The sequence below is a fragment of the Trinickia sp. genome, assembly GCF_057351765.1.
This window is the reverse complement of the sequence record NZ_JBMRBK010000040.1, coordinates 153,884-178,698: the sequence shown is the minus strand read 5'-3', so window position 1 is coordinate 178,698 and position 24,815 is coordinate 153,884. Positions and strand designations below refer to the sequence as shown.

The 24,815-nt window shown below is 64.3% G+C and carries 25 protein-coding genes; 18 read left to right on the top strand and 7 right to left on the bottom strand.

Features of this window, described 5'->3' with window-relative positions; genetic code table 11:
- Window positions 1-307 precede the first annotated feature (307 nt).
- Window positions 308-1,888 (top strand): aldehyde dehydrogenase (NADP(+)), encoded by a 1,581-nt coding sequence (locus ACO1XS_RS11115; protein WP_486390687.1) that lies wholly within the window; start codon window positions 308-310, stop codon window positions 1,886-1,888.
- A gap of 78 nt (window positions 1,889-1,966) precedes the next feature.
- Here the strand turns inward: ACO1XS_RS11115 and ACO1XS_RS11110 are convergent, their stop codons facing one another.
- The gene (locus tag ACO1XS_RS11110; protein WP_481579572.1) at window positions 1,967-2,569 is read right to left on the bottom strand and encodes a short chain dehydrogenase; all 603 of its coding nucleotides are present in this window, start codon (window positions 2,567-2,569) and stop codon (window positions 1,967-1,969) included.
- 29 nt (window positions 2,570-2,598) lie between these two features.
- Window positions 2,599-3,063: a hypothetical protein gene (locus ACO1XS_RS11105; RefSeq protein ID WP_331572976.1), complete on the bottom strand. Its 465-nt coding sequence runs from the start codon at window positions 3,061-3,063 to the stop codon at window positions 2,599-2,601.
- Window positions 3,064-3,494: 431 nt separating this feature from the next.
- Between ACO1XS_RS11105 and ACO1XS_RS11100 the strand changes: the two genes are divergently transcribed.
- The 4 genes from ACO1XS_RS11100 to ACO1XS_RS11085 all read left to right on the top strand — a co-directional run bounded on the left by ACO1XS_RS11100 (window position 3,495) and on the right by ACO1XS_RS11085 (window position 6,672).
- Window positions 3,495-3,728 carry a hypothetical protein gene (locus ACO1XS_RS11100; protein WP_331572978.1) on the top strand — a complete coding sequence of 78 codons (234 nt, stop codon included), beginning with the start codon at window positions 3,495-3,497 and terminating at the stop codon, window positions 3,726-3,728.
- Between the two features lie 107 nt (window positions 3,729-3,835).
- Window positions 3,836-4,780 carry a serine O-acetyltransferase EpsC gene (gene epsC / locus ACO1XS_RS11095; protein WP_486390686.1) on the top strand — a complete coding sequence of 315 codons (945 nt, stop codon included), beginning with the start codon at window positions 3,836-3,838 and terminating at the stop codon, window positions 4,778-4,780.
- A gap of 26 nt (window positions 4,781-4,806) precedes the next feature.
- Window positions 4,807-5,619, top strand: coding sequence for an AraC family transcriptional regulator (locus tag ACO1XS_RS11090; RefSeq protein ID WP_331572982.1), 813 nt, complete (start codon window positions 4,807-4,809; stop codon window positions 5,617-5,619).
- 102 nt (window positions 5,620-5,721) lie between these two features.
- On the top strand, window positions 5,722-6,672 hold the full coding sequence (locus ACO1XS_RS11085) for a DMT family transporter (protein WP_486390685.1): 951 nt from the start codon (window positions 5,722-5,724) through the stop codon (window positions 6,670-6,672).
- A gap of 136 nt (window positions 6,673-6,808) precedes the next feature.
- On the opposite strand, the gene ACO1XS_RS11080 is transcribed toward ACO1XS_RS11085, so the two are convergent.
- Window positions 6,809-7,012, bottom strand: coding sequence for a CsbD family protein (locus ACO1XS_RS11080; protein ID WP_331571084.1), 204 nt, complete (start codon window positions 7,010-7,012; stop codon window positions 6,809-6,811).
- A 103-nt stretch (window positions 7,013-7,115) separates the two neighbouring features.
- Window positions 7,116-8,006 (bottom strand): LysR family transcriptional regulator, encoded by an 891-nt coding sequence (locus ACO1XS_RS11075; RefSeq protein WP_331571086.1) that lies wholly within the window; start codon window positions 8,004-8,006, stop codon window positions 7,116-7,118.
- 99 nt (window positions 8,007-8,105) lie between these two features.
- On the opposite strand from ACO1XS_RS11075, the gene ACO1XS_RS11070 reads away from it, so the two are divergent.
- The 4 genes from ACO1XS_RS11070 (at window position 8,106) to ACO1XS_RS11055 (ending at window position 12,898) form a co-directional block, all read left to right on the top strand.
- The gene (locus ACO1XS_RS11070) at window positions 8,106-9,410 is read left to right on the top strand and encodes a CitMHS family transporter (RefSeq protein ID WP_331571088.1); all 1,305 of its coding nucleotides are present in this window, start codon (window positions 8,106-8,108) and stop codon (window positions 9,408-9,410) included.
- Window positions 9,411-9,422: 12 nt separating this feature from the next.
- Entirely contained in the window at window positions 9,423-10,781 is a 1,359-nt protein-coding gene (locus ACO1XS_RS11065; protein ID WP_486390684.1) for an acyclic terpene utilization AtuA family protein, read from the top strand.
- Window position 10,782: 1 nt separating this feature from the next.
- On the top strand, window positions 10,783-11,112 hold the full coding sequence (locus ACO1XS_RS11060; protein ID WP_486390683.1) for an AtuA-related protein: 330 nt from the start codon (window positions 10,783-10,785) through the stop codon (window positions 11,110-11,112).
- Window positions 11,113-11,251: 139 nt separating this feature from the next.
- Entirely contained in the window at window positions 11,252-12,898 is a 1,647-nt protein-coding gene (locus ACO1XS_RS11055; RefSeq protein WP_486390682.1) for a tannase/feruloyl esterase family alpha/beta hydrolase, read from the top strand.
- Window positions 12,899-12,945: 47 nt separating this feature from the next.
- Here the strand turns inward: ACO1XS_RS11055 and folE are convergent, their stop codons facing one another.
- A complete protein-coding gene (gene folE / locus ACO1XS_RS11050) occupies window positions 12,946-13,632 on the bottom strand; it encodes a GTP cyclohydrolase I FolE (RefSeq protein ID WP_331571095.1) in 687 nt (228 codons plus the stop codon).
- Between the two features lie 196 nt (window positions 13,633-13,828).
- On the opposite strand from folE, the gene pcaD reads away from it, so the two are divergent.
- Window positions 13,829-14,626 carry a 3-oxoadipate enol-lactonase gene (pcaD, locus tag ACO1XS_RS11045; RefSeq protein ID WP_331571097.1) on the top strand — a complete coding sequence of 266 codons (798 nt, stop codon included), beginning with the start codon at window positions 13,829-13,831 and terminating at the stop codon, window positions 14,624-14,626.
- A gap of 31 nt (window positions 14,627-14,657) precedes the next feature.
- Here pcaD and ACO1XS_RS11040 read toward each other — a convergent pair whose 3' ends face one another.
- Together ACO1XS_RS11040 and ACO1XS_RS11035 are read right to left on the bottom strand one after the other, a co-directional pair.
- A complete protein-coding gene (locus ACO1XS_RS11040; RefSeq protein ID WP_331571099.1) occupies window positions 14,658-14,906 on the bottom strand; it encodes a hypothetical protein in 249 nt (82 codons plus the stop codon).
- Window positions 14,907-15,012: 106 nt separating this feature from the next.
- Entirely contained in the window at window positions 15,013-16,338 is a 1,326-nt protein-coding gene (locus ACO1XS_RS11035; RefSeq protein ID WP_486390702.1) for an MFS transporter, read from the bottom strand.
- Between the two features lie 449 nt (window positions 16,339-16,787).
- Between ACO1XS_RS11035 and pyk the strand changes: the two genes are divergently transcribed.
- The 8 genes from pyk (at window position 16,788) to ACO1XS_RS10995 (ending at window position 24,805) form a co-directional block, all read left to right on the top strand.
- The gene (gene pyk, locus ACO1XS_RS11030) at window positions 16,788-18,206 is read left to right on the top strand and encodes a pyruvate kinase (protein ID WP_331571101.1); all 1,419 of its coding nucleotides are present in this window, start codon (window positions 16,788-16,790) and stop codon (window positions 18,204-18,206) included.
- 123 nt (window positions 18,207-18,329) lie between these two features.
- Window positions 18,330-18,815, top strand: a complete 486-nt coding sequence (locus tag ACO1XS_RS11025; RefSeq protein ID WP_331571102.1) for a VOC family protein — start codon at window positions 18,330-18,332, stop codon at window positions 18,813-18,815.
- A 140-nt stretch (window positions 18,816-18,955) separates the two neighbouring features.
- A complete protein-coding gene (locus ACO1XS_RS11020) occupies window positions 18,956-19,762 on the top strand; it encodes a DeoR/GlpR family DNA-binding transcription regulator (RefSeq protein ID WP_331571104.1) in 807 nt (268 codons plus the stop codon).
- An 11-nt stretch (window positions 19,763-19,773) separates the two neighbouring features.
- Window positions 19,774-20,916, top strand: coding sequence for an MFS transporter (locus tag ACO1XS_RS11015; protein WP_486390701.1), 1,143 nt, complete (start codon window positions 19,774-19,776; stop codon window positions 20,914-20,916).
- A 64-nt stretch (window positions 20,917-20,980) separates the two neighbouring features.
- Window positions 20,981-21,211 carry a hypothetical protein gene (locus tag ACO1XS_RS11010; protein WP_331571106.1) on the top strand — a complete coding sequence of 77 codons (231 nt, stop codon included), beginning with the start codon at window positions 20,981-20,983 and terminating at the stop codon, window positions 21,209-21,211.
- Window positions 21,211-22,626, top strand: a complete 1,416-nt coding sequence (gene otsA / locus ACO1XS_RS11005; RefSeq protein ID WP_481579556.1) for an alpha,alpha-trehalose-phosphate synthase (UDP-forming) — start codon at window positions 21,211-21,213, stop codon at window positions 22,624-22,626. The genes ACO1XS_RS11010 and otsA overlap by 1 nt, the downstream gene beginning before the upstream one ends.
- A 277-nt stretch (window positions 22,627-22,903) precedes the next feature.
- A complete protein-coding gene (locus ACO1XS_RS11000) occupies window positions 22,904-23,326 on the top strand; it encodes a rubrerythrin family protein (protein ID WP_331571110.1) in 423 nt (140 codons plus the stop codon).
- Between the two features lie 141 nt (window positions 23,327-23,467).
- Window positions 23,468-24,805: a heterodisulfide reductase-related iron-sulfur binding cluster gene (locus tag ACO1XS_RS10995; protein WP_331571112.1), complete on the top strand. Its 1,338-nt coding sequence runs from the start codon at window positions 23,468-23,470 to the stop codon at window positions 24,803-24,805.
- Window positions 24,806-24,815 lie beyond the last annotated feature (10 nt).

The window sequence follows — 24,815 nt, the reverse complement described above, 5'->3', positions numbered from 1 at the left end:
CGAGCGGCGAGGGCTAGCGCCACTGAGCGAAACGTTCCGGATCGATCGGGACATCGAGCGCGGCAGACCCGGCAACAGGGGCGCAAGGCGGAGGTGAGCTTTTACGGGAGCGCCTGCTTCCACGTCGCTTGTGCTGACAAGGGTGAGCTTTTACGGGACTCACAATTCGGCCTCCGCCAATCCGACGTCCGTCACGAAAATCGGAAACGTGCGAAGATCGTGGGTTTCGACGTCGCGTATGCGCGTCGTGGCGACCCTAACCGGGGCAAGTCGGCCCCGGCATCCCTGAGTTGAGGAGAGATTGACGATGGAGATCACCGGACACATGCTGATCGGCGCAGAGGCAGTGCGCGGCACGGCTGGCACGCTGCGCGCGTTCGACCCCGCGCGCAACGCGGAAATCGAGCCGGCGTTCGGCGCGGGCGATGCGAACGACGTCGATCGTGCCTGTCGGCTCGCGCGTGAGGCATTCGACCCGTTTCGCCAGGCCCCGCTCGAGCAGCGCGCCCGGTTCCTGGAGGCGATCGCCGAGCAGATCATCGCGTTGGGCGATGCGCTGATCGAGCGCGCGCATATCGAATCCGCCTTGCCGAAGGCGCGGCTCGAAGGCGAACGCGGTCGCACTGTCGGCCAATTGAAACTGTTCGCCGCGCTCGTGCGCGATGGCCGCTGGCTGGGCGCCACGCTCGACTCGGCGCAACCCGAGCGCAAGCCGCTGCCGCGCTCCGACTTGCGGTTGCAGAAGATTCCAGTGGGACCGGTGGCCGTCTTCGGTGCGAGCAACTTCCCGCTGGCGTTCTCGGTGGCGGGTGGCGACACCGCGTCGGCTTTCGCCGCCGGTTGTCCCGTCGTCGTCAAGGCGCACCCGGCGCATCTGGGCACTTCCGAACTCGTCGGCCGCGCCATCGCGCAGGCGGTCAAGGAGTGCGGCTTGCCGGCCGGCGTCTTCTCGCTCGTGATCGGTGCGGGTAATGCAGTCGGCGAAGCGCTTGTCGCGCACCCCGCCATCAAGGCCGTTGGCTTCACCGGTTCGCGCGGCGGCGGTATCGCACTGATGAAGATTGCGGCGCAGCGCCGCGAGCCGATTCCGGTCTACGCCGAAATGAGCAGTATCAATCCGACGTTCGTAATGCCAGGCGTGCTCGCGTCGCGTGCAGCGGAAACGGCGAACGGTTTCGTCGAATCGCTGACGCTCGGCGTCGGTCAGTTCTGTACGAACCCCGGTCTCGTCGTCGTACTCGAAGGGCCGAATACGCAAGCGTTCATCGACGCGGCCGTGAAAGCGCTCGAAAAGAAGGGTGCGCAGACGATGCTGACGGCCGGAATCGCCTCGGCGTATCGCGACGGCGTGACGCGCCGCAGTGGGGTCGAAGGCGTGAAGCGCGTTGCTGTCGGCGCGGCCAGCGATGCGCCGAATTCGGCACTGCCGGCGCTGTTCGCGACGACGCAATCGCAGTTCCTGCAACAACCGCCGCTCGAAGATGAAATCTTCGGTCCGACGTCGCTGATCGTGACTTGTCGCGACATCGACGAAATGGTCGAACTCGCGGAACATCTCGAAGGCCAACTGACGGCCACGCTGCACCTCGAGCGCGACGACCACGAGCTTGCGCGCAAACTGCTGCCGGTTCTCGAACGCAAGGCCGGCCGCATTCTCGCGAACGGCTATCCGACAGGTGTGGAGGTCTCGCACGCGATGGTCCACGGCGGCCCGTTCCCGGCGACATCGGATCCACGTTCGACTTCTGTCGGCACGCTTGCGATCGATCGTTTCCTGCGTCCGGTTTGCTATCAGGATCTGCCGCCCGCATTGTTGCCGCAAGCAGTGCAGGATGAGAATCCGCTCGGGCTTTGGCGCCTGCGGGACGGCACGTTCGAGCGTCGTTGAACTGCGATGCGCGTAGCAGGCAGCCGGCCCGATCACGGGGCCGGCTGCCTGCGTGAGCCGGTGTGAACGGCGATCGGCTCAGCCACCGACGCGATAAACGCGCCCGGTCTGAGCGCCTTCGACACTGCGGCTGTAGGCAATCGCCACGCGCTTCGCGCTGACGGTTTCGAAGCCTCTGAAGTACGCTCCGTATGCCTCCACCGATTCGTCGAGCAGAGTCGGGCTGACGATATTGATCCGGATGCCGCGCGGCAACTCGATTGCCGCGCCGCGCACGAAACCCTCGAGCGCGAGATTCGCGGTGGTGGCGTTGACGCCGCCCCGGATCGGTTCGTCGGAGAGAATGCCGCTCGTCAACGTAAACGAGCCGCCGTCGTTGACGTGATGCTGAGCCGCCAATACGACGTTGACTTGTCCCATCAGTTTGTTGCGCAGACCGATCCAGAACTGATCGGCCGTCATTTCGGCGAGCGGGCCGAAATGCACTTCTCCCATCGTCGTCACGACGGCATCGACGCGGCCGATGTCATGAAAGAGCCGCTCGACGCTGTGCAGATCGGTTGCGTCCACGTGGTGGTCGCCGCGCGTCGCACCGACTTCGACGATCTCGTGACGTTGTTTCAGTTCCGCACAGACAGCCCGGCCAATGGTGCCGGACGCGCCGATCACAACGATCTTCATGTCGATCTCCTTGGAAAGATACGGCCGAATCACGCCACGTTGCAGCGTTCGCGCATCGGCAGCGCGAGCAGTATCGCAGCTGCGAGCCGGCATAGCACGCCCAGACCGGTAACGAGCGATGCGGCTGGCAAGATCTGCCACTCCCCTGGCAACATCGGCGTAACAAAAATTGCCGAGAAAAACCCGAGCGTTACGGTGAGCCAGCGAGCCCAGCGATGACGGAGTGCAACGAATAGATAAAGCGCACCGAGCAGCACGCGCGCCAGCACGGCGGCGAGCAGCGGCGGTACGCCGCCCGCGGCATTCTCCGGGGCGGGAAGCACGAGGAACTCCAGCAGAACCTCGATCCACGCGAGCGCGTAGCCAAGCGCAAGGCAAGCGAGCGCCGCCTTCAAGCGCCCGACCGAGGCCGAATCGAGCGGATGCCGATTGGCACGCAGTGCGCGCGGTGCGCGCCGCGGCGGCCTGCCGGGAAAGGGGTGGCTCGCAATCATGGTCTGCTCGCTGGAGGACGGCGTGAGCGGTGCTGCGCGGCCAAGCGCGCCGGTGCCGGATGCGCTCGCGCCAGCGTGTGTGTTTTGTCCATCGTAGCTTAGCGGCGCCGAACTTCAAGCAGCGTGAGCATGGCGGCATGTAGGCAGGTCAGTCTTGGCGTCGGCGATCGAGAGCAAGGCTCGTTCCGGGGCTCGGCTCGTGCAGTCGCTTGAATGCTGTCGCCGCATGTCGCTGTCACTGACCGCACTGGACCGATTTATTTCCGATAGAAGAGGCGTTTTCGAGGGAGTATGATTCCTATCCTGCGAGCGGACGGCCAGGCGAAAAGCGTGGTTGCCCGCTTGCTTCGCCGCCGCGCTGTGGACCTACGCGCCCGGCGGACGAGCAGTATGTAGCAGTACATAAAAAGGGTATCGGAGGCAGGCGAGTCATGCATTCTGACGCTGCATTCACGCATCGCGGATATTTGCTGAACTGCGCTCCCGCGCGGACCGGGGATGGCGCATACCAGCCATATGTCGTGATTTCACGGTCGAGCGATGGGGAGCTCGTGGCCAATCGTTTTTTTCCGGCCGAACTGCGCTTTTGCGACGAAGCCGCGGCGATCGCGCATGCGCGCGATTGGGCCGTGCGATGGATCGATGCCAGCAGCTTGACCGTTTGACGGGGCATCGCGGGTGACCCCGCCGCTGGCGGCGTTCTCGCAAAACGCGGTAATCTCTGCGGAAGTGTCACTACCCGGCCGCATCGCAAGCGGCGTTCCTTCATATCATGTCCACTCCGTCCTCCCGTCATTGGGGACTCGAGCAGATCGTCGCCGAGCTTCGTGCTTCGCGCGAAGAGCTGCATCGCACGCGTCATCCTCGCGGCATTCGCGAACTGCCTTCGCGCGAGGCGATCGTCGGCATCGTCAACGGTCTGCGCGCGGCGATGTTCCCCACGCATTACGGCGCGCCCGACCTCACTGACGAAACGGTCGACTACTACGTCGGCCATACGCTGGAAACCACGTTGCGTTTGCTATGCGAGCAGGTACGGCGGGCGTTGCGATTCTTGCCCGAGCATGCGCAGACTCCGGAGTTGGAGTTGATCGAGCGCGCGTTCGAGATCACGCGTGCGCTGGGCACGGAGTTGCCGCGCATTCGCGCGCTGCTCGTCAGCGATATTCAAGCCGCGTTCGCGGGGGACCCCGCCGCGCAGCATATTACGGAAATCCTGCTTTGCTACCCGGGCGTGCTGGCCGTCATGCATCATCGGCTGGCGCACGCGCTGCATCGGCTCGGTGTGCCGCTGCTTGCGCGTTTCATCAACGAGATCGCCCACTCGGCGACCGGCATCGATATTCACCCCGGCGCGCAGATCGGCGCGAGCTTTTTCATCGATCACGGCACGGGCGTCGTGATTGGGGAAACCGCTGTGATCGGGGAGCGCGTGCGGCTTTATCAGGCCGTGACGCTCGGTGCGAAGAGTTTCCCGTCCGGTAGCGACGGTGCGCTCGTGAAAGGCCATGCGCGGCATCCGATCGTCGAGGACGATGTCGTGATCTATGCAGGCGCAACGATACTGGGGCGTGTGACGATCGGCCGCGGCGCTGTCATTGGCGGAAATGTCTGGCTCACGCATAGCGTGGCGCCCGGCGCCAGTATTTCGCAGGGCAATGTGCGCGAGGGCGGCCGCAACGACGAGCCCGAAACGGGCAAGCGTGGACGTAAATGAAAACGAAAAGGGGCGGACGCGTTTTGATGCATCGCTCCTCGATCGATGGAGTCGAAGCCACGTCGGCGGACACGACGCAAACGTTTGCGCGTCATTCGCATGAGCGCTTCGGTATCGGTCTCGTAGTGCGCGGCGGACAGCGTTCGTCGAGCGGGCGCGGGCCGGTGGAGGCGCGTGCCGGCGATGCGATCACGGTCAATCCCGGCGAGGTCCATGACGGCAGCCCGCTCGATGAGCAGGGGCGTGTCTGGCACATGCTCTATGTTTCCCCCGCCCTCATGGACGACGTGGCCCGCGATCTGGAAGTGCGCGCAGGCTCGTCGTTGGAAATCGAGCGCCCCGTCCTACGCGATGCGCGTTTTGCCGCGCTATTCGAACGCGCGTATTGCGGCGCGCTCGCGGGTGACGCGAGCATTGGACGGCTCGCGGGCGAGGAGGCGGTGTTCGCTTTGCTTGCCGATGTCGTTTCGCGGCATACGACCGTATGCGTGCCTGCCCGATCCGGCGTGCGCGGACATGCGGCTGCCCGTGCTGTGGCGCGTGCGCGCATGCGCATTGACGACGATCCGGCCAATACGGTGACGCTCGCCACGCTGGCGGCCGATGCGGGATTGAGCCGCTTTCAATTGTTGCGTGAGTTTGCCCGCGAGACGGGGCTGCCCCCGCATGCCTATCTGATTCAGCGGCGTGTCGCGCTCGCACGTCGATTGATCGCGACGGGCTGCGCGCTGGCCGACGCCGCGGCCGGTGCGGGGTTTGCCGATCAGAGCCATATGACTCGCGCGTTCGTTCGCCTCTATGGGATCACGCCGGCGAATTTTGCCGCAGCTATTGGCTAGGCTAATCGGCCATCGCCCGAGCCGCTGCAATTTCGTTCAAGACCGGCGCCCCCGTGAGCATCTAATCTGCGTTCCATTCATTGGAAGAACGGAGTGGCGCAGATGGCTTCGCGTTGGATGGGATACCTCTTTTGTACGCTGGCGATGATCGGCGTCGGCAGCACGGTAGTCGTCAGCAAGTTGATCGCGCATGGCCTGCCGCCTTTCACGGCAACGGCGCTGCGTTTTGCGATCGCTTTTCCGATATTCGTCGTGGCGATGCGCTTGACCGGCGAGCGGTGGCCGCGGCTCGACGCACGGGAGAGGGTGCTGCTTGCCGTCCAGGCTGCCTCGGGCAGTGTGGGCTATACCGTTCTTCTGCTGAGCGGAATGCGACTGACGTCCGCGACGGATGCGGGTGTCATCGCCGGCGCCATGCCGGTGGTCGCGGCACTCGTGGCCGTGTTCGCGTTGCGGGAACGGCCTGGGCCGATGACGTTCGCGGCCGTTGCGCTTGCAACGATGGGGGTGTTCGTTTGCACGATCGGTGCCCCGGGTACGCCTGGTACGGCGGAGGTGGCGGGATCGCTCGCCCCGAGAGGCGCGGTCGCTTCGTTGGTCGGCGATCTTTTCGTCGTTGCGGCCGTGTTCTGCGAGGGCTTCTTTATCCTGCTCAATAAGCGCTTGCGCACGCCGGTGTCGCCGCTGCAATTATCGACGCTGATGTCGGGTGGCGGCCTCGCGCTATCGATCGTTCCCGCGCTGCTCGAACCGCATTCGGTGGGCCCTGTCGATACCGTGGCACTTGCCGGTGTGGCGTATTACGCGCTCGTGCCGACGGTCGCGGGCTTCATGCTGTGGTTCGCGGGCGTCCAGCGCATCGAAGGCGCGCAAGCGAGCGCGTTGACGGCTCTTGTGCCCGTGTCGGCGGCCGGCCTTGCCGCTGTCGTACTGCACGAGTCGATCGGCGCGGCCCAGTGGTGGGGCATGGGATGTGTGCTGGGCGCCGTAGCGCTCATCGCGCGCGATGGCGGGCGACGCGTCCGGATTTCGGAGGCGCAGCACGCTGTCTAGGCAGGTGCAGCGTATAGCGACCGACCCTTCCCGGCACGGTGGGAAGGCATGGCGACGATCGGTGCCCCACGCGAGCGCGCAAAGCGCGCCGCGTGGGACCACCATGACGGCTACAGCCCGTCGTGATCGCTAATCCCTAATCCCGATTCGCATCGAAGAAGCGGCGAACTTCCAATTCCGCTTCGTCGCGCGTCTTGCCATATCGCTCTTGGATCAACCCCGCCAGCCGTTCGGCATTCCCGTCGGCCTGCGTCAGCTCGTCATCCGTCAACTCGCCCCACGCAGCCTTCGCCTTCCCGACCATCTGTTTCCATTTTCCTGCAGCGATATCGTTGTTCATCGCGCCCTCCCTTTCGTAAAGGATTCAAATAGGAGCCATTGAAAGGCTCGCGTTTGACTCCAGCAGGGAATGTGCCACGCAGTATGCGCCGCAACGACCGCGACTAGCCGCGCAGCGCCGCCTTGAGCGCGTCAGCGAACGATAACGCCACGGGCGGCAACGTTCTCGCCCGCTTCTTGATCAATGCGATGGGTCGGACGAATCGACGATCGTCGATGGGCCTGCCCACCAGCTCGCGCTCGGCGCGAATCTCCGGCGCCGAGCCGGGCAGAATCGTAATGCCGAGCCCCGCCCGCACCATCGCCACGGCAGTCATCATGTAGGTCGGCTCGCACGCAATGTCAGGCGTGCATTCGGCTTCGTCGAACGCGGCATCGACGATCGCGCGCACACTGGTCCCCGCAGCCGTCAATACCAGCGAGTAACCGGCAAGATCGGAAGCGCCAACACGTCGTTTTTTCGCAAGCGGATGCCCGCGCGGGCAGACCACCATGAGTCGGTCTTCCGCACGGTGCAGGATTTCGAGCTCCGGATCCACGATTTCACCGCCTGTCACCCCAAGATCGAATTCGCCGGCCTTCACGAGCTGATTGACCATGCTCGCCACGACATCGCGAATTTCGAACGTGACGTGCGGCGCATCGGTCCGGAAGTCCCGAATCAGAGCCGGCAGCCGCCCTGCGGCAAACGATGGCAGGCACGCGATACGAACCGCACCGCGAGAGCCGTCGCCCAACGCACGCGCATCGTCGAGTACGCGCTGCATGTCCGCCAGCGACTTATGCAAAACCGGCAACAGCTCCCGTCCCACCGACGTCAACGTCACCGTCCGGGAGTTTCGATCGAAAAGCCGTGCGCCCAGCGTTTCCTCGAGGCGACGAATCTGTACCGTCAATGCCGGCTGCGACAAATTGAGCCTGGCCGCCGCGCGCGTGAAGCTGCCCGTCTGTGCCACGGCTACGAACGCACGTATCTCCCGCAGATTCAGATCCATTTCATTTGTTGATTGCTGCAATCAAATCATTTCAATTGTTTTATCGATGTACCGACACTACGCTCTAGCCCATTAAAAGACAAGATTGGAGACAAACCCGTGCTGGCCTTACTTGGCGTTGCCACCATCGTCGTATTGCTCGTCGCGATCCTGTCGCGACGCATGTCCGCGCTCGTCGCGCTGATCGCAGTGCCTGTCGCCGCCTCATTGATCGGGGGATTCGGCCTGCAAACCTCGCATTTCGTCATCGCCGGGATAAAAGGGCTCGCACCTGTCGTCGGCATGTTCGTCTTCGCCATTCTTTACTTCGGCACGATCACTGACGCGGGCACGCTCGATCCGATCATCGACCGCATTCTTCGCACGGTCGGCACGCGCCCGACCCGCATCGTCGTCGGAACGGCGTTGCTGGCACTGCTCATTCATCTGGACGGCTCGGGCGCCGTTTGCTTTTTGATCGCGATACCCGCCATGTTGCCGCTCTATGACCGGCTGAACATGGACCGGCGCGTGTTGGCCGCGGCGGTGTCGCTCGCGGCCGGCGTGAACTTCCTGCCGTGGACCGGGCCGATGATCCGCGCCTCGGCGTCCCTCCATCTGCCGGTGTCGGCGATTTTCAACCCGCTGATTCCGGTGCAGATCGTCGGTCTCGTGTTCGTTTTCGGCACGGCGTGGCTGCTCGGCAAGCGCGAGGAGCGGCGGCTCGGCGCGAACCTGGCGACCACCGACGTACTGCTTGCGCGCCACGATCTGACCGATGAGGAAAAGGCCCTGCGTCGCCCACGCAATTTCTGGTTCAACATACTGCTGACGGTGGCGGTGCTGGGCACGATGGTCGCCATGGGCGAAAAAATTCCGCCCGCCCTCATGTTCATGATCGGGTTGTGCATCGCCTTGCTCGTCAACTACCCGAACGTGGAAATGCAGCGCAAGCGCATCGACGCGCATGCGCGCGCGGCGCTGATGATGGCCGCCATCCTGCTGGCGGCGGGGGTGTTCACCGGCATCATGCAGGGCAGCGGCATGCTCAAGGCGATGGCGCAGGCCGCGGTCGGTTTCGTGCCGGCCTCGATGGCGGGGCACATCCCGGTCATTCTCGGCTTCGTCTCGATGCCGCTCAGCCTGCTGTTCGATCCGGACTCGTTTTACTTCGGTGTGCTGCCCGTGATTGCGGAGGTCTCGGCGCAACTCGGCGTGCCGGCAGTCAAGATCGGCCAGGCCGCGATACTCGGCCAGATGACGACCGGCTTTCCCATCAGCCCGTTGACGCCGGCAACGTTCCTCGTGATCGGCCTGACCGGTATCGATCTGGCGGAACACCAGCGCTTCAGCTTTCCGCTGTTGTTCGGCGCATCGGCCGTGATGACGCTCGCGTGCGTCGTCTTCGGCATCTTTCCTCTTTGATCCCCGCAAGTCATGTCGACAGTCACGCCTTCTCGCACGATACGAATCGGTGCGGGCGCCGGGTACTCCGGCGACCGCATCGAACCGGCGGTGGAACTCGTCGAGCACGGTTCGCTCGACTATCTCGTCTTCGAATGCCTGGCCGAGCGAACGATCGCGCTGGCCCAGCAAGCGCGCCGCCGCGATGCGTCACTCGGCTACGACCCGCTGCTCGAGGCGCGTTGGCGTGCGGTACTGCCGCTCGCCGCGAAACGCGCCGTGCGTATCGTGACGAACATGGGTGCGGCCAATCCTGTCGCTGCCGCGCGCAAGACGCTGGAGCTCGCGCGGGAACTCGGTATCGACCGGTTGAAGATCGCGGCCGTCACGGGCGACGACGTGCTCGACGCGGTACTGGCCGGGCACTACCGCTTCGAGGAATCGGGCGAACTGGTCGCGGCCTTCAAGGACAGGATCGTCGCGGCGAATGCGTATCTCGGCGCGCAACCGATCGTCGATGCGTTGCGCGCGGGCGCCGACGTCGTGCTGACCGGGCGCGTCGCCGACCCCGCGCTGTTTCTTGCGCCGCTGATCCACGCGTTCGGTTGGTCGATGGACGATTGGGAACGGCTGGGCCAGGGTACCGTCGTCGGCCATCTGCTCGAATGCGCTGGGCAGATCACCGGCGGGTATTTCGCGGATCCGGGGCTCAAGGATGTCCCGAACCTCGCGCGCCTCGGCTTTCCGATCGGCGAAGTCCGCGAGGACGGCACCGTCGTCGTGACGAAGGTGCCGCATGCGGGCGGATGCGTGACCGAGGCGACTTGCAAGGAACAACTGCTCTACGAGATCCACGATCCGCAACGTTACCTTCAACCCGACGTCGTCGCGGACTTCACGGAGGTCAGCGTGACGCGGCTCGGTGCGGACCGTGTCGCCGTGAGCGGGGGGCGCGGTATGCCGCGCACCGGCACATTGAAGGCATCGGTCGCGTACTTCGACGGCTTTGTCGGCGAAGGGCAGATCTCGTACGGGGGGCCGGGCGCGCTGGCACGCGCGCGTCTTGCGCTCGATGTGGTGCGCGAGCGATTTGCGATGACCGGGGTGGCGGTACGCGAGCTGCGCTGCGATCTCATCGGCGTCGATTCGCTTTATGGACACACGGCGGCTGCGCACGAGATGCAGCCATACGAAGTGCGCGTGCGCGTCGTGGCGCGCTGTGATTCGTTCGATGAAGCTTCGCGGGTCGGCAACGAGATCGAAACGCTCTATACCAATGGCCCGGCCGCCGGAGGCGGCGTCACGAAGTCCGTGCGAGAGGTCATTGCCGTTCAATCGGTGCTGCTGCCGCGCGAGACAGTTGCGCCATCGGTCCAGATATTCGAAACCTGAAATGAAACTACGCGAGTTGGCGCACGGGCGAACCGGCGATAAGGGCGACACGCTCAACGTATCGGTCATTTGCTTCGATGCGCGGGATTATCCGCATCTCGTGCGCCATTTGAGCGCCGAGCGTGTGAAGGCGCATTTACAGAGCATCGTGCGCGGCCCGGTGCGGCGCTACGAGTTGCCCCGAATAGGCGCGCTCAACTTCGTGCTCGAGCACGCGCTCGGTGGCGGCGTGACGCGTTCCCTCGCGCTCGATGCGCACGGGAAATCGGTCAGCGCCGCCTTGCTCGATATGGACATCGACATCGACGTCGATATCGAGCCGCCCGCTTGATCCGAGCTGCCGCGACGAACGAATCGCACGAGGAGACGGCACGACTTACCTGTGAGGAGGTGTGATGATGGATTGCGATCTTTCGAACCGATATGGCGGCGAATATGGGAGCGGCCCGAATCGATGCGGGAACCGCCGCATGACTGTGAGGCGCTCGATAGCCGCGCGGTGGCTGTTTGCCGTCGCGCTATGCGCGGCGGCGACGCTCGAGGCCGGTGCGGCGCGCGCGGCGCAAGCCGCCGGATACGATGGACAAACGCGCGCATGCAGCGCGCTCGAGCGCGCGACGATCGAGAACACACGCATTTCATCGGCTGAGGCCGTGCCGGCAGGCACGACATTCAACGATCCGGGCGGCGCGCCCGTCCAAACGACGACGCCCGTGTGCCGCGTGGTCGCGACGGTCAGCACGCAAAGCGCCGAGCAGATCGGCATCGAAGTGTGGCTGCCGCTCGGTGGCTGGAACGGCCGGTTGCTGGGCGTGGGCTCGGGCGGCTTCGGCGGCGCAATCGTTTATAGCGCGCTCGTGCCGGCGGTGGCACGTGGCTTCGTCGCCGCGAACACGGATACGGGGCATCGGGGCGGTGCCCAGGGCGCGATCGGTCAGCCGTTGTCATGGGCACAGAATCCGGTCCAGCTTCGGGATTGGGGACACACGTCGATTCACTGGATGACCGTTGCGGCGAAAGCGATCACTCGCGCGTATTACGGGCAGGCCCCCGCACGCTCTTACTACAGCGGGTGCTCGACGGGCGGCGCCGAAGCGATGGAGGAGGCGGAGTTCTTTCCCGAGGACTACGACGGAGTGCATGCCGGCTCGCCGGGCATGCATTACAGCCACCTCATGGAGAGCTTTCTCTGGGGCGCGTTGCTGCCCGCGAAGCAGCCGGCGGCGCGACTGACGCCGAGCGCGCTGGCCACGCTCAATCAGGCGGTGCTGCAGCACTGCGGAGGCACCGATGCGGCCAGCGACGGGTTTCTTGCGAATCCGCTCACGTGCCACTTCGACCCGGCCCGCCTGCAGTGCAAGGCGGGCGAGGACCCCGCACACTGCCTGAGTGCCGCGCAGGTGCAGCAAGCGCAGCGGCTGTATTCCCCGGTGCTGGACCCGCGCACGGGCCGCGCGCTCTATCCCGGGTTCGCGCGCGGCAGCGAAAGCCAGTGGGCGCTGATTCAAGGCGCGCTCGTACCGAATTATGCGCAACCGTTGCTGGCCAATACCGTCTTCGACAATCCCGATTGGGACTGGACGACGTTCGATTTCGCCGCCGACGCCGATCGTGTCGATGCGGTCTTGTCGCCGAACATCGATGCGATGAGTCCCGATCTCTCGCGCTTTCGTCGGCGCGGCGGCAAGCTGATCATGACGCAGGGCTGGGCGGACGCGTTGAACGCCCAGACGTTGCCGATCGAATATTTCGAGGAAGTGGCGAATGAAGCGGGCGGCGTCCGAGCGGCGCAGTCGTTTTATCGGCTCGTCATGGCGCCGGGAATGAGCCACTGCGGCGGTGGCCCGGGACCCAACACGGTCGGCGGCAACTTACCGCCTGTCCATCTCGACCCGCAGCGGGACGTCGTCAGCGCGCTGCAGGCGTGGGTCGAGCAAGGGCGAGCGCCCGAGTCGTTCGTTTCGACGAAGTATGTCAACGACGACCCGGCGTCGGGCGTCCAGTTCGAACGGCCTGTGTGCGTCTACCCGGATGTGCCGCGCTACAAGGGGCATGGCGATCGACGCTTCGCGAGCAGCTTCGCCTGTGTTCCCGGTCCGCGATTGACGAGCCACTGAACGCGCGGCCCAGCGTGCGGCAATTCGGCGAAACCGGGCACCGGGCGTTAGACGTTGGGCAACGCGAGCGCCCCCGGATTGCCGACGATGGCGAGAAACTCGCGGCGTGTCGACGGATCGGTCCTGAACGAGCCCAGCATGCGCGAAGTCACCATTGCCACGCCGGGCTTGTGCACGCCGCGCGTGGTGATGCACTGATGCGCGGCTTCGAGGATGACACCCACACCGCGCGGCTGGAGAATCTCGTTGAGCGTGTCGGCGATTTGGACCGTCATTTTTTCCTGAATCTGGAGCCGTTTGGCGAAGGCATCGACGAGCCTCGCGAGCTTCGAGATGCCGACGACGCGGTGTTTCGGCAGATAGGCGACATGCGCGCGGCCGACGATGGGCACCATGTGATGCTCGCAATAGCTTTCGAAGCGGATGTCCTTGAGCACGACCATCTCGTCGTAGCCGTCGACCTCCGAAAACGTTCGGGCGAGTATTTCGCGCGGATCGAGGCGATAACCGGCAAAGAACTCCTCATAGGAGCGCGTGACGCGTCCTGGCGTGTCGCGCAGTCCTTCGCGATCGGGATCGTCTCCGGCCCAGCGCAGCAACACGCGCACCGCTTCCTCGGCTTGTTCGCGCGTCGGACGCGCGATAGCGTGCTCGACGAGATCGACGGCAGCGCTCGTCTTCGACCGGCTTCCCGACGCGCTCTTCTTGCCGGCTCGCGATTTAGTGCTGCTCATGACTGACTCCTCCCCATTCCCGGTTGGTCGTTGTAGGACATCCTGTGCGGCATTGTGCAAGTCGCGCACCCATGCGCGGCATTGTTCCATGTTTTCGCGAGAATCGGGGGGAGGGGTTTTACGGGCGGCCGCGTGCGCTGCGACCGCCATGGGAGCTGTAGCACAATAGGGCTTTCGCCATGGAGGCCTCACGCTCATGCCCTTTGCCACTGTCAATGGAGTCAGCCTCTGCTATCGGATCGACGGCCCGGCCGACGCACGAGCGCCGTGGCTGGTGTTGTCGAACGCCCTGGGCACCGACGTTTCGTTATGGTCGCCGCAGATCGGCGCGTTCGCGAGGCATTTCCGGGTGCTGCGCTACGACGCGCGCGGGCATGGCCGTTCGAGTGTGCCGCCGGGCCCGTACACGATCGAGCAGCTGAGCGCGGATGTCCTGGCGCTCATGGATGCGCTTGCGATCGATCAGGCACATGTATGCGGGATATCGCTGGGCGGCGTGACGGCCATGGCACTGGCGGCGCGCCATGGACAACGCGTCGGACGGCTCGTCGATATCAGCGCACTGCCTCGCAATCTGGCGCCTCGGGAGACCTGGCTCGAGCGCATGGAGCAGGCGCAAGGCGGCGGAATGCCCGCGCTGGCGAGTGCGTCGGTCGAACGTTGGCTCAGCGCGGCGTTTCGTGCGCGCGAGCCCCTCGTTGCGGAGGCGATTCGCGATGTCGTGCGGCACACGGACACGCAAGGGTACATCGCGAGTTGCGCGGCGGTCGCGGATACGGATTTATCGCAGGAAGTGGGGCGCATCGCGGCGCCGACGCTCATCGTGAGCGGTACGCACGACGCTGGCTTTCCGGTCGATGAAGGCAGGGCGTTGGCGGCGCGCATTCCCGGTGCACGCCACGTCGCATTCGAGGCGCTGCATTTGCCCAACGTGGAACAGGCATCCGCTTTGACGCAGACGGTACTCGACTTTCTGCGCTTACCGTCGCCGTGAGCGCTGGTTGGGCCAGGGCCGCGCGGCGGGCTTACTCCTCGGCGTCGTGGTCCGCAATGAAGCGCATCAGATAGGCGCGCAACGCGGCGTCCAGGGCGCGATGATCTGCCACGCTCTTCGAGCCCGCATCGGCTTCTTCGCCGAACAGCGTGGGCGGCGCATCGTAGACACCGACTTCGGCGCCTTCACGGAAGACGCGGATTTCATGCGTCGTTTCCAGGTATTCGGCGGTCCAGTGAATGCCTTCGATATGCACGCCGGTCCGGACGATCGTCTTCATGAGTACCCTCCCTCGCAAGCCGGCGGGGCGTGGAATGCCACGCTGGCACCTGGCGATAAGGGTACGCCTGTCGGGCAGCGCGCGCATCGGCCGCGCGTGTTTTGTTTCAGTGGCTGATCGATTCGAGCGAGCGTCCCTTGGTGGACGGCCCAAGCAGGATCATGCAGATGCCCACGACCATCGACGCACCGATGAACGTCGCCACGCCGGGCACGCCATAGTTGTGAAGCAAAACGCCGATGGCCAGGCCTGCAAACGCCGCGGCGATTCGGCTCCACGAATAGACGAAGCCGACGGCGCGCGCTCGGATGCGAGTCGGGAAGAGTTCCGCCTGATAGCCGTGGTAGGCATACGACATGACGTTCGCGGCGAGCGTGAATACCACGCCGAGCACGATGAGGACGGCCGGTTCCGAGGCTTGCGAAAAGAGCGCGATGACGATGCCCATGATGAGCAGGCCGCCGCAGATTTGCGTCTTGCGTTCGAGCTTATCGGCGAAGAACGTGCCGAGCAGGGGGCCGAACGGATTGGCGATGGCGATCACGAAGGCGTAGCCGAGGCTGGCGGTCACGTGCACGCCGCGATGGATCAGTAGCGTCGGCACCCAGGCGGCGAAGCCGTAAAAGCCGATGACCTGCGCCATGTTGAAGATCGACAGGATGAGCGTGCGCTTCCGATAGAGCGGACCGAAAATTTCGGCGATCGAGCCGCGGCCTTCCATTTCGGCCGAGATCGATTGCGGAGCCGGCAGCGCGATGCCCTTTTCCGCGGCGACGCGGCGTTCGATATCGGCGACGATGCGCTCGGCCTCGTCCAGACGGCCTTGGCGCGCGAGCCAGCGCGGGCTTTCGGGAACGTTGCGGCGGATGATCCAGACGGCGATCGCGCCGAGCGTGCCGATCAGGATGACGACGCGCCAGTACTCGAGCCCCAGTGGGTGCGTGTCTTTGAGGATGAAGGCGAGAAATGCCACGACGGGCACCGCGCAAAAGGTGATGAACTGATTGACCGCATAGGCGCGGCCGCGCTCGCCGCTGGGGATGAGCTCGGAGATGTAGGAGTCGATGGTTACGAGTTCCACGCCGATACCGATGCCCGCGGCGAAGCGCCAGAGATTGATGGCAAGGCCGGAATGCTGGAATGCCATGATCGCCGTGCAGATCACGTACCAGATGAGCGACCACGTAAAGATGAACCGGCGCCCGAGGCGATCGGCGACGAAGCCGAACACGAGCGCGCCGATCCAGAGTCCTGCGAACGTAGCGAAGACGAATGTGCCGAAGCCGGCCACGGCGATGGGCGCGAGCGCCGCGAAAAAGCCGAGCGATTCGGGCTTGAAGAGACCGGCCTGGACCATCCCTGGCGCGACGTAGCCGGTGAAGAACAGATCGTAGAACTCGAAGATGCCGCCGAGCGAGATCAGAATGACCATCGTCCAGACGGTCCGCGACGGCGGCAGGCGATCGAAGCGTGCTGCTATTTCAGCCGATTTCTGATTGGACATTTGCGCCTCTTTGTTTATTTTGCAGTTCGTTTTCGAATGTCTTGCTTTGCCGACTTGTCGCTGCGGCGGCAATCGAAACAACCCGCAACTGTCGCACGTCGACTTGCACGTCGCAATGGGTGCGATTACGGACGGGTCGAGCGGGGGCATGAGCGTTGCCACCACTTCCTTCGAAGCGTTGACGAGATCATCCTCGGTGAGGAAGCGCTGGTAATTCGTCGGGACGGGTGGTGGGAGAGCCGTGAATTCGATACATCGAGTATCGAGTCAGGCGACTTGTGGTGGTCTTATCGAAACTCTTGAGCAGCACTAAAGTGGGATACTTTGGCGCCGACTCTAATGGCGGCCATCGAATCCAGGACACGGGAGACACGGGAATGAAGCGGCAACGCAACGCAAAGATCATCGCCACGCTCGGGCCGTCGAGTTCCGATCCGCAGGTCATCCGGCAACTGTTCGACGCCGGCGTCGACGTTTTCCGCTTGAACTTCAGCCACGGAACCCAAAGCGACCATTTGCAGCGGCTCACGGCCATCCGCGCGCTCGAGCGCGAAAGCGGGCGCCCGATCGGCGTGCTGCTCGATCTGCAAGGACCGAAGCTGCGGCTCGGCACGTTCGAAGGAGGGAGCGCCGAGCTCCTGGCGGGAGAGCCGTTTCGCCTCGACATGAATCCGGCCGCCGGCACGAACCGCCGCGCGCCGCTCATGCACCGGGAGATTTTCGAAGCGATCGAGCCCGGTTCCGAACTGCTGCTCGACGACGGCAAGATCCGTCTTTCGGTCGAATCGAAAGGCCCGGATTACGCCGAAACCCGCGTGGTGGTGGGCGGACGCATCTCCGATCGCAAAGGCGTGAACGTGCCGGCCGTCATGCTGCCCATTTCCGCGCTGACCGCAAAGGACCGCGAGGATCTGGCGTTCGGCCTCGAGCATGGCGTCGATTGGGTGGCATTGTCGTTCGTGCAGCGGCCCGAGGATATCGACGAAGCGCGCGCGCTGATCGGCGATCGCGCGTGGATCATGGCCAAGCTCGAAAAACCGCTTGCGATCGATCATCTCGAGGCCATCGTCGCGCGCTGCGACGGCATCATGGTCGCCCGCGGCGATCTCGGTGTCGAATTGCCGGCCGAGCAGATTCCCGAACTGCAGCGGCGCATCGTCGGCGCGTGCCGGGCGGCGGGAAAGGCGGTCGTCGTGGCCACGCAAATGCTCGAATCGATGACGAATTCGCCCGTGCCGACGCGCGCCGAGACGTCGGATGTCGCCGGCGCGATCTACGAAGGCAGCGATGCCGTCATGCTGTCCGCCGAATCCGCGAGCGGCAAGTTCCCGCTCGAAGCCGTCGCGATGATGAATCGCATCATCGAGCGGGTGGAGCGCGATCCCGGCTACCGGCTGGGCATCGACGCGTCGCATACGCCCGCGCAATCGACGACGGCCGACGCCATTTGCTGCGCGTTGCGCACGATCGTGCAACTGATCGGGCCGGCGGTGACGGTGACCTATACGCTTTCGGGTTTCACGAGCGTTCGTGCCGCGCGCGAGCGCGCCCCGAGCGCGATCATCGCACTCACACCTTCGTTGCAGGTGGCGCGCCGGCTTGCGCTCGTTTGGGGCATTCACTCGATGCCTTACCGCAACGCGCACGATGTGGACGACATGATCGCGTTGGCTTGCGAGGCGGCGCGCGGCGCCGGCTTCGCGCGCGACGGCGATTCGATCGCCATTGCCGCCGGTTTGCCGTTCGGCGAATCGGGCACGGCAAATCTGCTTCATATCGCGAAGGTGGGGCGATAGCGAAAAAAATGCAGGTCGATGTCGATTTCGGTTCGCGTCGTTCGTCGTGCGGATAGAGCCGGCGAAAACGAAGCCTTCCTGGCCGCGCTCACTTTTACGAACAACTTATAGGAGCAAGCCGTCATGTCGACCTCTTCCGTCAAACCCATTCCCGAAGGCATGCATTCGCTGACGCCGCAGATCGTTTGCGCAGGCGCTGCCGACGCGATCGATTTCTACAAGCGGGCTTTCGGCGCCGTTGAACTGTTTCGCATGCTGACCACCGACGGCCACATCGGCCATGCGCAAATCAAGATCGGCAATTCCGTGGTCATGCTGACGGACGAGTCCGCGGAGTGCGGCTCGCTCGGCCCGAAAGCGCTCAAGGGCACGCCGGTGAGTCTCTATTTGTATGTCGAAAACGCCGACGCGGCCTTCGAGCGCGCGGTGGCGGCCGGTGCGACCGTCGTCATGCCGTTGGCCGACATGTTCTGGGGCGACCGTTGGGGCTTCGTCGAGGACCCGTTCGGTCACCGTTGGCATATCGCATCGCACGTACGCGATCTCGACCCCGAGGCGATACAGCGTGGGATGCAAGCGGCCATGCAGGAACGGCAGCACACCAGCTGAGGCGCCGCCGGCGCTCGTCGGTTATCCCATAGTCGAACCTGCCGTGCCCCGACGAGGGGCCGATCGGCGCGCTTGGTGTTCGCGCTAGTGCACGTTGTTGCACGTTTACATTCTCGTTTATGCACGTTATGATTTCGCGCATGAACGAAGAACTCCCACTCGCGCGCCGCGATTCGATTGCCGGCCGGCTGGCCGATGGCCAGTCCGTCGTCGCCGCCGTACTGGCAGCCGAATTCGGCGTTTCCGAAGATGCCATACGCCGCGACCTGCGGGCGCTTGCGGCGCAAGGCCTTTGCCGCCGCGTCTATGGCGGCGCGTTGCCGGTCACGCCGGCGTCCCGGCCAATGGCCGCGCGCATCGATGAGGCGAGCGAGCGCAAGCAGGCATTGGCGCGGGCCGCGGTACCGTCGATTCAAAGAGGGGAGTTCCTGTTCCTCGACAGCAGCAGCACCAATCTCGCACTGGTCGGCTACCTGCCCGAAGACTTCGGGCTCACTGTCGCAACGAATTCCATCGATATCGCCGCTGCCGCGCTGCGGCGATCCGATTTGCAGCTCGTGATGATCGGCGGAACGGTCGATCCGGTCGTGGGCGGATGTGTCGATGCAAGCGCGTTGCAAAGCGTCGCCCGCATGAATATCGACCGCTGTTTTCTCGGGGCCTGCGCGGTCTCCCCGAAGGGCGGCATCAGCGTATTCGACATGGCCGATGCCGCATTCAAGCGCGCTGTCCTTGCGGTAAGCGAACACAGCGCAGTCCTTTCAACGAACGAGAAACTCGACACCCGCTCGCCATACCGGGTCGCGGCAATCGAGGAAATCGACTGTTTCATCGTCGAGCACGAATTGCCCCGCACGCATCGCTTGGCGTTGGCGGAGGCGGGCGCCTCCATCGTCGCGGCGGCAGCGCCCGTACTCGGCCACGCATGCACCGAGGGCCCGCTTTGAAAATCGAAGACATCTCGTCGGACCGGCCCGCCACCCGGCTCGCCACGCGCCTTGCGTTTTTTGTGGCCGGCTTCGGCGTAGCGTGCTGGGCGCCGCTCGTGCCGTTTGCGAAGCTGAGGCTGGGCGTCGACGACGCCGTGCTCGGCGTGTTGTTGCTGTGTATCGGCTTGGGATCGGTCGTCGCGATGATTGCCACAGGTGCGATCAGCGCGCGGTACGGCAGCCGGCCGGTGATCGTCGCGGGGGGAATCGGGCTGGTTCTGCTCTTGCCGGTCCTGACGCTCGTCAACACGCCGCTTGCGCTTGGCATCGCCCTATTCGCGTTCGGTGCCTCCCTCGGCTCGTTGGATGTCGCGATGAACATTCATGCCGTGGAAGTCGAGCGTGCGGCGGCCCGGCCATTGATGTCGGGGTTTCACGCGCTGTTCAGCGTAGGTGGATTCGCGGGCTCGATGGTCATGACGTTCTTGCTGTCGATTCGCCTCGGTGCGCTCGCCAGTACGCTGCTGTGCTCGGCAGCGATGCTGGGTGCCGTCCTTCTTGCCAGGCCCAGACTGCTGAATGCCGCTCCGAGCGCCGAGGGACCGCTCTTCGCCATGCCGCGCGGTATCGTGCTGCTGCTCGCCGCGCTCGCCGCTGTGACGTTCCTTGCCGAAGGCGCACTGCTCGATTGGAGCGCCCTGCTGATCACGAGCAAGGGGCTCGTCAGCGCAGCGCAGGGCGGGCTGGGCTACATGCTGTTCTCCATCGCGATGACGGCCGGACGTTTCGGCGGCGATGCCGTCACCGCACGCGTCGGCGATCGATCGACGATGTTCTGGGGAGGATTGCTCGCGATTGCCGGGTTTGCTGTTTTGTTGACGGCTCCGATCGCGGTGGTGGCGATGGGCGGCTTTTTACTGATCGGGCTCGGTGCCTCGAACATCGTTCCGGTGTTGTTTCGCCGAGCGGGCTCGCAGCGCTCGATGCCGACGGCGTTGGCTGTTGCCGCGATCACGACCACGGGCTACGCCGGCATTCTTGCCGGCCCCGCCGGCATGGGCTTCATCGCGAAGAGCATCGGACTGCCGAGCGCGTTCTGGTGGTTGGTTGGATTGCTCGTTCTGGTTCCATGTTGCGCAAGCTTCGTTACGGCCAATCGCGCCGAGGCATGACGAGGGGCGCAAACTGCGATTCGCCGCAAGGATGGCTCCCGCCAGGTGCATGTGTTAGCATTACATGCTTAATTTCGAGATAAAGCTGGATGCGCATGCCGCCAGGCACCTCAATGTACGCGGCGGGTGTGCGGCTGGTTACGCGGCGGGTGATGCGGATTTAGCGCGCATCGGCAGCCATCGCCAGCACAACAAAACGAATAACGATAACTACGACCAGAAGACCTCTCGCGGCAATACCAACAACATAGCCGCTCACCTAAAACAACTCCCCGCTTTTTCAAAGGAGCCTTAGTGAGTCGCCTAGTCATAGTTTCGAATCGTGTTGCGGATCCGCGTAAGGCCGCGGCCGGCGGACTTGCTGTTGCGATCAAGGACGGCTTGCAGCAAACGGGTGGCGTGTGGTTCGGATGGAGCGGCAAGACGTTCACCGATGCACCGGGCGTCGCCAGCCACAGCGGCGTGCATACGCAGACTGTCGGCAAAGTACAGCTCGCAACGGTCGATCTCAGTCAGCAGGACTACGAAACGTATTACCTCGGCTACTCGAACAACGTGCTGTGGCCGGTCTTCCATAACCGGCTCGACCTCGCGCAGTTCGACGTCCGCTTTGGAACCGGCTATCGCCGCGTCAATCAGCTCTTCGCTCAGCGCATCTTTCCGCTGCTCAAGCCGAGCGACGTCATCTGGGTCCACGATTACCACCTGATCCCGCTTGCCGCGGAGTTACGCGCAATGGGATGCACGAATCCGATCGGCTTTTTCCTGCATATCCCCGTGCCGCCGCCGCTCATCATGGCGGCCATTCCGGAGCACGAATGGCTGATGCGCTCGCTGTTCGCCTACGATCTCGTCGGTCTGCAAACGGAATCGGACATGATGCACCTCGTGCGTTATGCCGAAACGGAAGCGGGCGCGAAGTGGCGGCCCGACGGCTATTTGCGCGCTTTCAATCGCACGTTGCGGGTCGGTGCATTCCCGATCGGCATGGACGTCGGCGAGTTCGCATCGCTCGCGGATGCGCGTGAAGGCCTCGATATGTTCGCCCGCATGCGGGAGGAGTACTCGCGCCGCCAGTTGCTGATCGGCGTCGACCGTCTCGACTACTCGAAGGGGTTGCCGCAACGCATCCAGGCATTTCGTTATCTTCTCGAGCACTATCCGGAGAACCGTAAGCGTGCGACGCTGATTCAGATCGCCGCACCGAGCCGCGAAGATCTCGGCGCCTATGACCACCTGCGTCGCGAGATGGACAGCCTGTGCGGCGCCATCAACGGCGACTATGGCGAGCTCGATTGGATGCCGGTGCGCTACATTCACCGCAACGTTGCGCGCAGGCGGCTGCCGGGCGTTTATCGCGCCGCGCACGTGGCGCTCGTCACGCCGCTGCGCGACGGCATGAATCTCGTCGCGAAGGAGTTCCTTGCCGCGCAAGACCCCGCCGACCCGGGCGTGCTCGTGCTTTCGCGCTTTGCCGGGGCGGCCGAGCAACTGAAAGAGGCGCTGCTCGTGAATCCCTACGATTCGCAAGGTACCGCGCAGGCGATCGAACGCGCGCTCACGATGCCGCTCGGCGAGCGCATCGAGCGGCATTCGGCGCTGATGACGACGATCCGTCAATACGACGTGCATTGGTGGCGCACGTCGTTTCTCGACGCGCTCAAGGAAGCGGTGGCGCAGGCGCCGGAGACGGTGGCCGATACCCATTAGGCCCGCCGATCGGGCAATCCCCAGACGAAGCGCCGGTTGGATCCGAGCCGGTTGCCGCGCGTGCCGCGGCGGTCGCGCTTTGCTGACGACCGCGATGCGGCAACGCCTATCGCCCGCATAGAAAATGCCAATTGGGGGATGGGCCCGTCCAGCGCCTAGATTTAAAGAGCGGCGTCCGGCTCGCGGGCGTCGTGGTGCGCGCCGTTTCCCTACCTACAGTACAAGACTTCGGCAACGCCCGGCTGCGCCGCGTTTGCCGGTCCACCAGGAGATTCAGATGGGACAGTTGAAAGGCTCCAAAACGGAAGAGAATCTGAAGGCCGCATTCGCGGGCGAGTCGCAGGCGAACCGCCGGTATCTGTATTTCGCGGCCAAAGCGGATGTGGAAGGCCAAAACGATGTTGCTGCGCTGTTCCGCTCGACGGCGGAGGGCGAGACGGGCCACGCGCACGGCCACCTCGAATACCTGGAGGCGGTCGGCGATCCGGCCACGGGCCTGCCGTTCGGCACTTCGCGGCAAAACCTGCAAGCGGCGATTGCCGGCGAAACCCACGAGTACACCGACATGTATCCGGGCATGGCGAAGATGGCCCGCGACGAAGGCTTCGACGAAATCGCCAATTGGTTCGAAACGCTGGCCAAGGCTGAACGCAGCCACGCCAATCGCTACACGAAGGCGCTCGAAGCGCTCACCGACTGAACCGGGCCGCAGCGATGCGCGCGCCGCGAACGCCGCGGCGCGGCGCACAAGCCTCCGGCGGCGCGCGGCTCGAGCCGGTACGTCGCGCCTTGCACTGCGCGTGTGCCGGAGACCGTCAGCAGAACTGGGGAGCATGCCCTCATGCCGCATAAAGAAGGCAGTCTGGAGGCGCCGATTCGACACCCGCTCGATTGGCAATCGGAAGCGTTCTACGATCCGGATGCGATCGACAAGGAGTTGGCGCGGGTTTTCGATATCTGCGCGGGATGTCGCCGCTGTGTGTCGTTGTGCGGCGCCTTTCCGACGCTGTTCGATCTCGTGGACGAAACCGACTCGGGCGAAGCCCACGACGTCGATCGTCAGTCCTACTCGAAAGTGGTCGATCAGTGCTATCTGTGCGACCTCTGCTACATGACGAAGTGTCCGTACGTGCCGCCCCATCCGTGGAACGTGGATTTCCCGCATCTGATGCTGCGTGCGAAAGCAGCCAAGTTCAAAAAGGGAGAAGTGCCGTTGCGCGACAAAGTGCTCTCGAGCACGGACGCGCTCGGCCACTTCGCGGGTATTCCCGTGGTGACCCAGACAGTGAACGCCGTGAACCGGTCGAAGCCCGCGCGCGGCCTGCTCGAATCAGCGCTCGGCGTCGACAAGAACGCCTGGCTGCCTGAATTCGCCCCGCGCAAGTTTCGCGGCGCGGCCAAGCCTTCGCCCAGCACCGCGGTGCGTGACGGAGAACGCACGCCCGGCAAGGTGGCGATCTATGCAACCTGCTATGTGAACTTCAACGAGCCGGGGATCGGCCACGATCTGTTGGCGCTGCTTGCGCACAACGACATTCCCTATGTGCTGGTGGCAAGCGAAGCGTGCTGCGGCATGCCGTTACTGGAGCAAGGCAACCTCGAAGGCGTGGCCGCGAAGAAGGCGAAGAACATTCCCGTGCTCACGCGATATGCGCGCGACGGCTATGCCATCATGGCCGCGATTCCGAGCTGCGTGCTCATGTACAAGCACGAGTTGCCGCTGATGTTTCCGGAGGACGAAGACGTTCGCGCGGTCAGCGATGCATTTTGGGATCCATTCGAGTACTTCGTGTCGCGCCACCGCGACGGTTTGCTGAAGACCGACTTCAAGCGCGCGCTCGGTAAGATTTCCTACCACGTGCCCTGTCACGGACGCGTACAGAACTTGGGACGTAAAACTTACGACACCCTCTCGCTCGTGCCCGACACGGAGGTCAAGATCGTCGAACGCTGCTCGGGGCATGCCGGCACGTTCGGCGTCAAAAAGGAATTCCATCGCATGGCCATGAAAATCGGCGCCCCGGTGTTCAAGGCGATGGCGGAGCCTCAACCGGCCTTCATTGCCTCGGACTGCCAACTGGCGGGGCACCATATCGCGCAGGGCATCGAGGAGGCGGGACTGGGCAGCGCGCCGCTGGCCCATCCGCTCACGCTGCTGCGTAAGGCATATGACATTTAAACGACTGTGC

What these genes read in the sequence shown, in the direction of transcription:
- ACO1XS_RS11115 (WP_486390687.1), top strand. Translation starts at nt 308, where the DNA reads ATGGAGATCACCGGACACATGCTGATCGGCGCAGAGGCAGTGCGCGGC.
- ACO1XS_RS11110 (WP_481579572.1), bottom strand. Translation starts at nt 2,569, where the DNA reads ATGAAGATCGTTGTGATCGGCGCGTCCGGCACCATTGGCCGGGCTGTC.
- ACO1XS_RS11105 (WP_331572976.1), bottom strand. Translation starts at nt 3,063, where the DNA reads ATGATTGCGAGCCACCCCTTTCCCGGCAGGCCGCCGCGGCGCGCACCG.
- ACO1XS_RS11100 (WP_331572978.1), top strand. Translation starts at nt 3,495, where the DNA reads ATGCATTCTGACGCTGCATTCACGCATCGCGGATATTTGCTGAACTGC.
- epsC (WP_486390686.1), top strand. Translation starts at nt 3,836, where the DNA reads ATGTCCACTCCGTCCTCCCGTCATTGGGGACTCGAGCAGATCGTCGCC.
- ACO1XS_RS11090 (WP_331572982.1), top strand. Translation starts at nt 4,807, where the DNA reads ATGCATCGCTCCTCGATCGATGGAGTCGAAGCCACGTCGGCGGACACG.
- ACO1XS_RS11085 (WP_486390685.1), top strand. Translation starts at nt 5,722, where the DNA reads ATGGCTTCGCGTTGGATGGGATACCTCTTTTGTACGCTGGCGATGATC.
- ACO1XS_RS11080 (WP_331571084.1), bottom strand. Translation starts at nt 7,012, where the DNA reads ATGAACAACGATATCGCTGCAGGAAAATGGAAACAGATGGTCGGGAAG.
- ACO1XS_RS11075 (WP_331571086.1), bottom strand. Translation starts at nt 8,006, where the DNA reads ATGGATCTGAATCTGCGGGAGATACGTGCGTTCGTAGCCGTGGCACAG.
- ACO1XS_RS11065 (WP_486390684.1), top strand. Translation starts at nt 9,423, where the DNA reads ATGTCGACAGTCACGCCTTCTCGCACGATACGAATCGGTGCGGGCGCC.
- ACO1XS_RS11060 (WP_486390683.1), top strand. Translation starts at nt 10,783, where the DNA reads ATGAAACTACGCGAGTTGGCGCACGGGCGAACCGGCGATAAGGGCGAC.
- ACO1XS_RS11055 (WP_486390682.1), top strand. Translation starts at nt 11,252, where the DNA reads ATGACTGTGAGGCGCTCGATAGCCGCGCGGTGGCTGTTTGCCGTCGCG.
- folE (WP_331571095.1), bottom strand. Translation starts at nt 13,632, where the DNA reads ATGAGCAGCACTAAATCGCGAGCCGGCAAGAAGAGCGCGTCGGGAAGC.
- pcaD (WP_331571097.1), top strand. Translation starts at nt 13,829, where the DNA reads ATGCCCTTTGCCACTGTCAATGGAGTCAGCCTCTGCTATCGGATCGAC.
- ACO1XS_RS11040 (WP_331571099.1), bottom strand. Translation starts at nt 14,906, where the DNA reads ATGAAGACGATCGTCCGGACCGGCGTGCATATCGAAGGCATTCACTGG.
- ACO1XS_RS11035 (WP_486390702.1), bottom strand. Translation starts at nt 16,338, where the DNA reads ATGGTCATTCTGATCTCGCTCGGCGGCATCTTCGAGTTCTACGATCTG.
- pyk (WP_331571101.1), top strand. Translation starts at nt 16,788, where the DNA reads ATGAAGCGGCAACGCAACGCAAAGATCATCGCCACGCTCGGGCCGTCG.
- ACO1XS_RS11025 (WP_331571102.1), top strand. Translation starts at nt 18,330, where the DNA reads ATGTCGACCTCTTCCGTCAAACCCATTCCCGAAGGCATGCATTCGCTG.
- ACO1XS_RS11020 (WP_331571104.1), top strand. Translation starts at nt 18,956, where the DNA reads ATGAACGAAGAACTCCCACTCGCGCGCCGCGATTCGATTGCCGGCCGG.
- ACO1XS_RS11010 (WP_331571106.1), top strand. Translation starts at nt 20,981, where the DNA reads ATGCTTAATTTCGAGATAAAGCTGGATGCGCATGCCGCCAGGCACCTC.
- ACO1XS_RS11000 (WP_331571110.1), top strand. Translation starts at nt 22,904, where the DNA reads ATGGGACAGTTGAAAGGCTCCAAAACGGAAGAGAATCTGAAGGCCGCA.
- ACO1XS_RS10995 (WP_331571112.1), top strand. Translation starts at nt 23,468, where the DNA reads ATGCCGCATAAAGAAGGCAGTCTGGAGGCGCCGATTCGACACCCGCTC.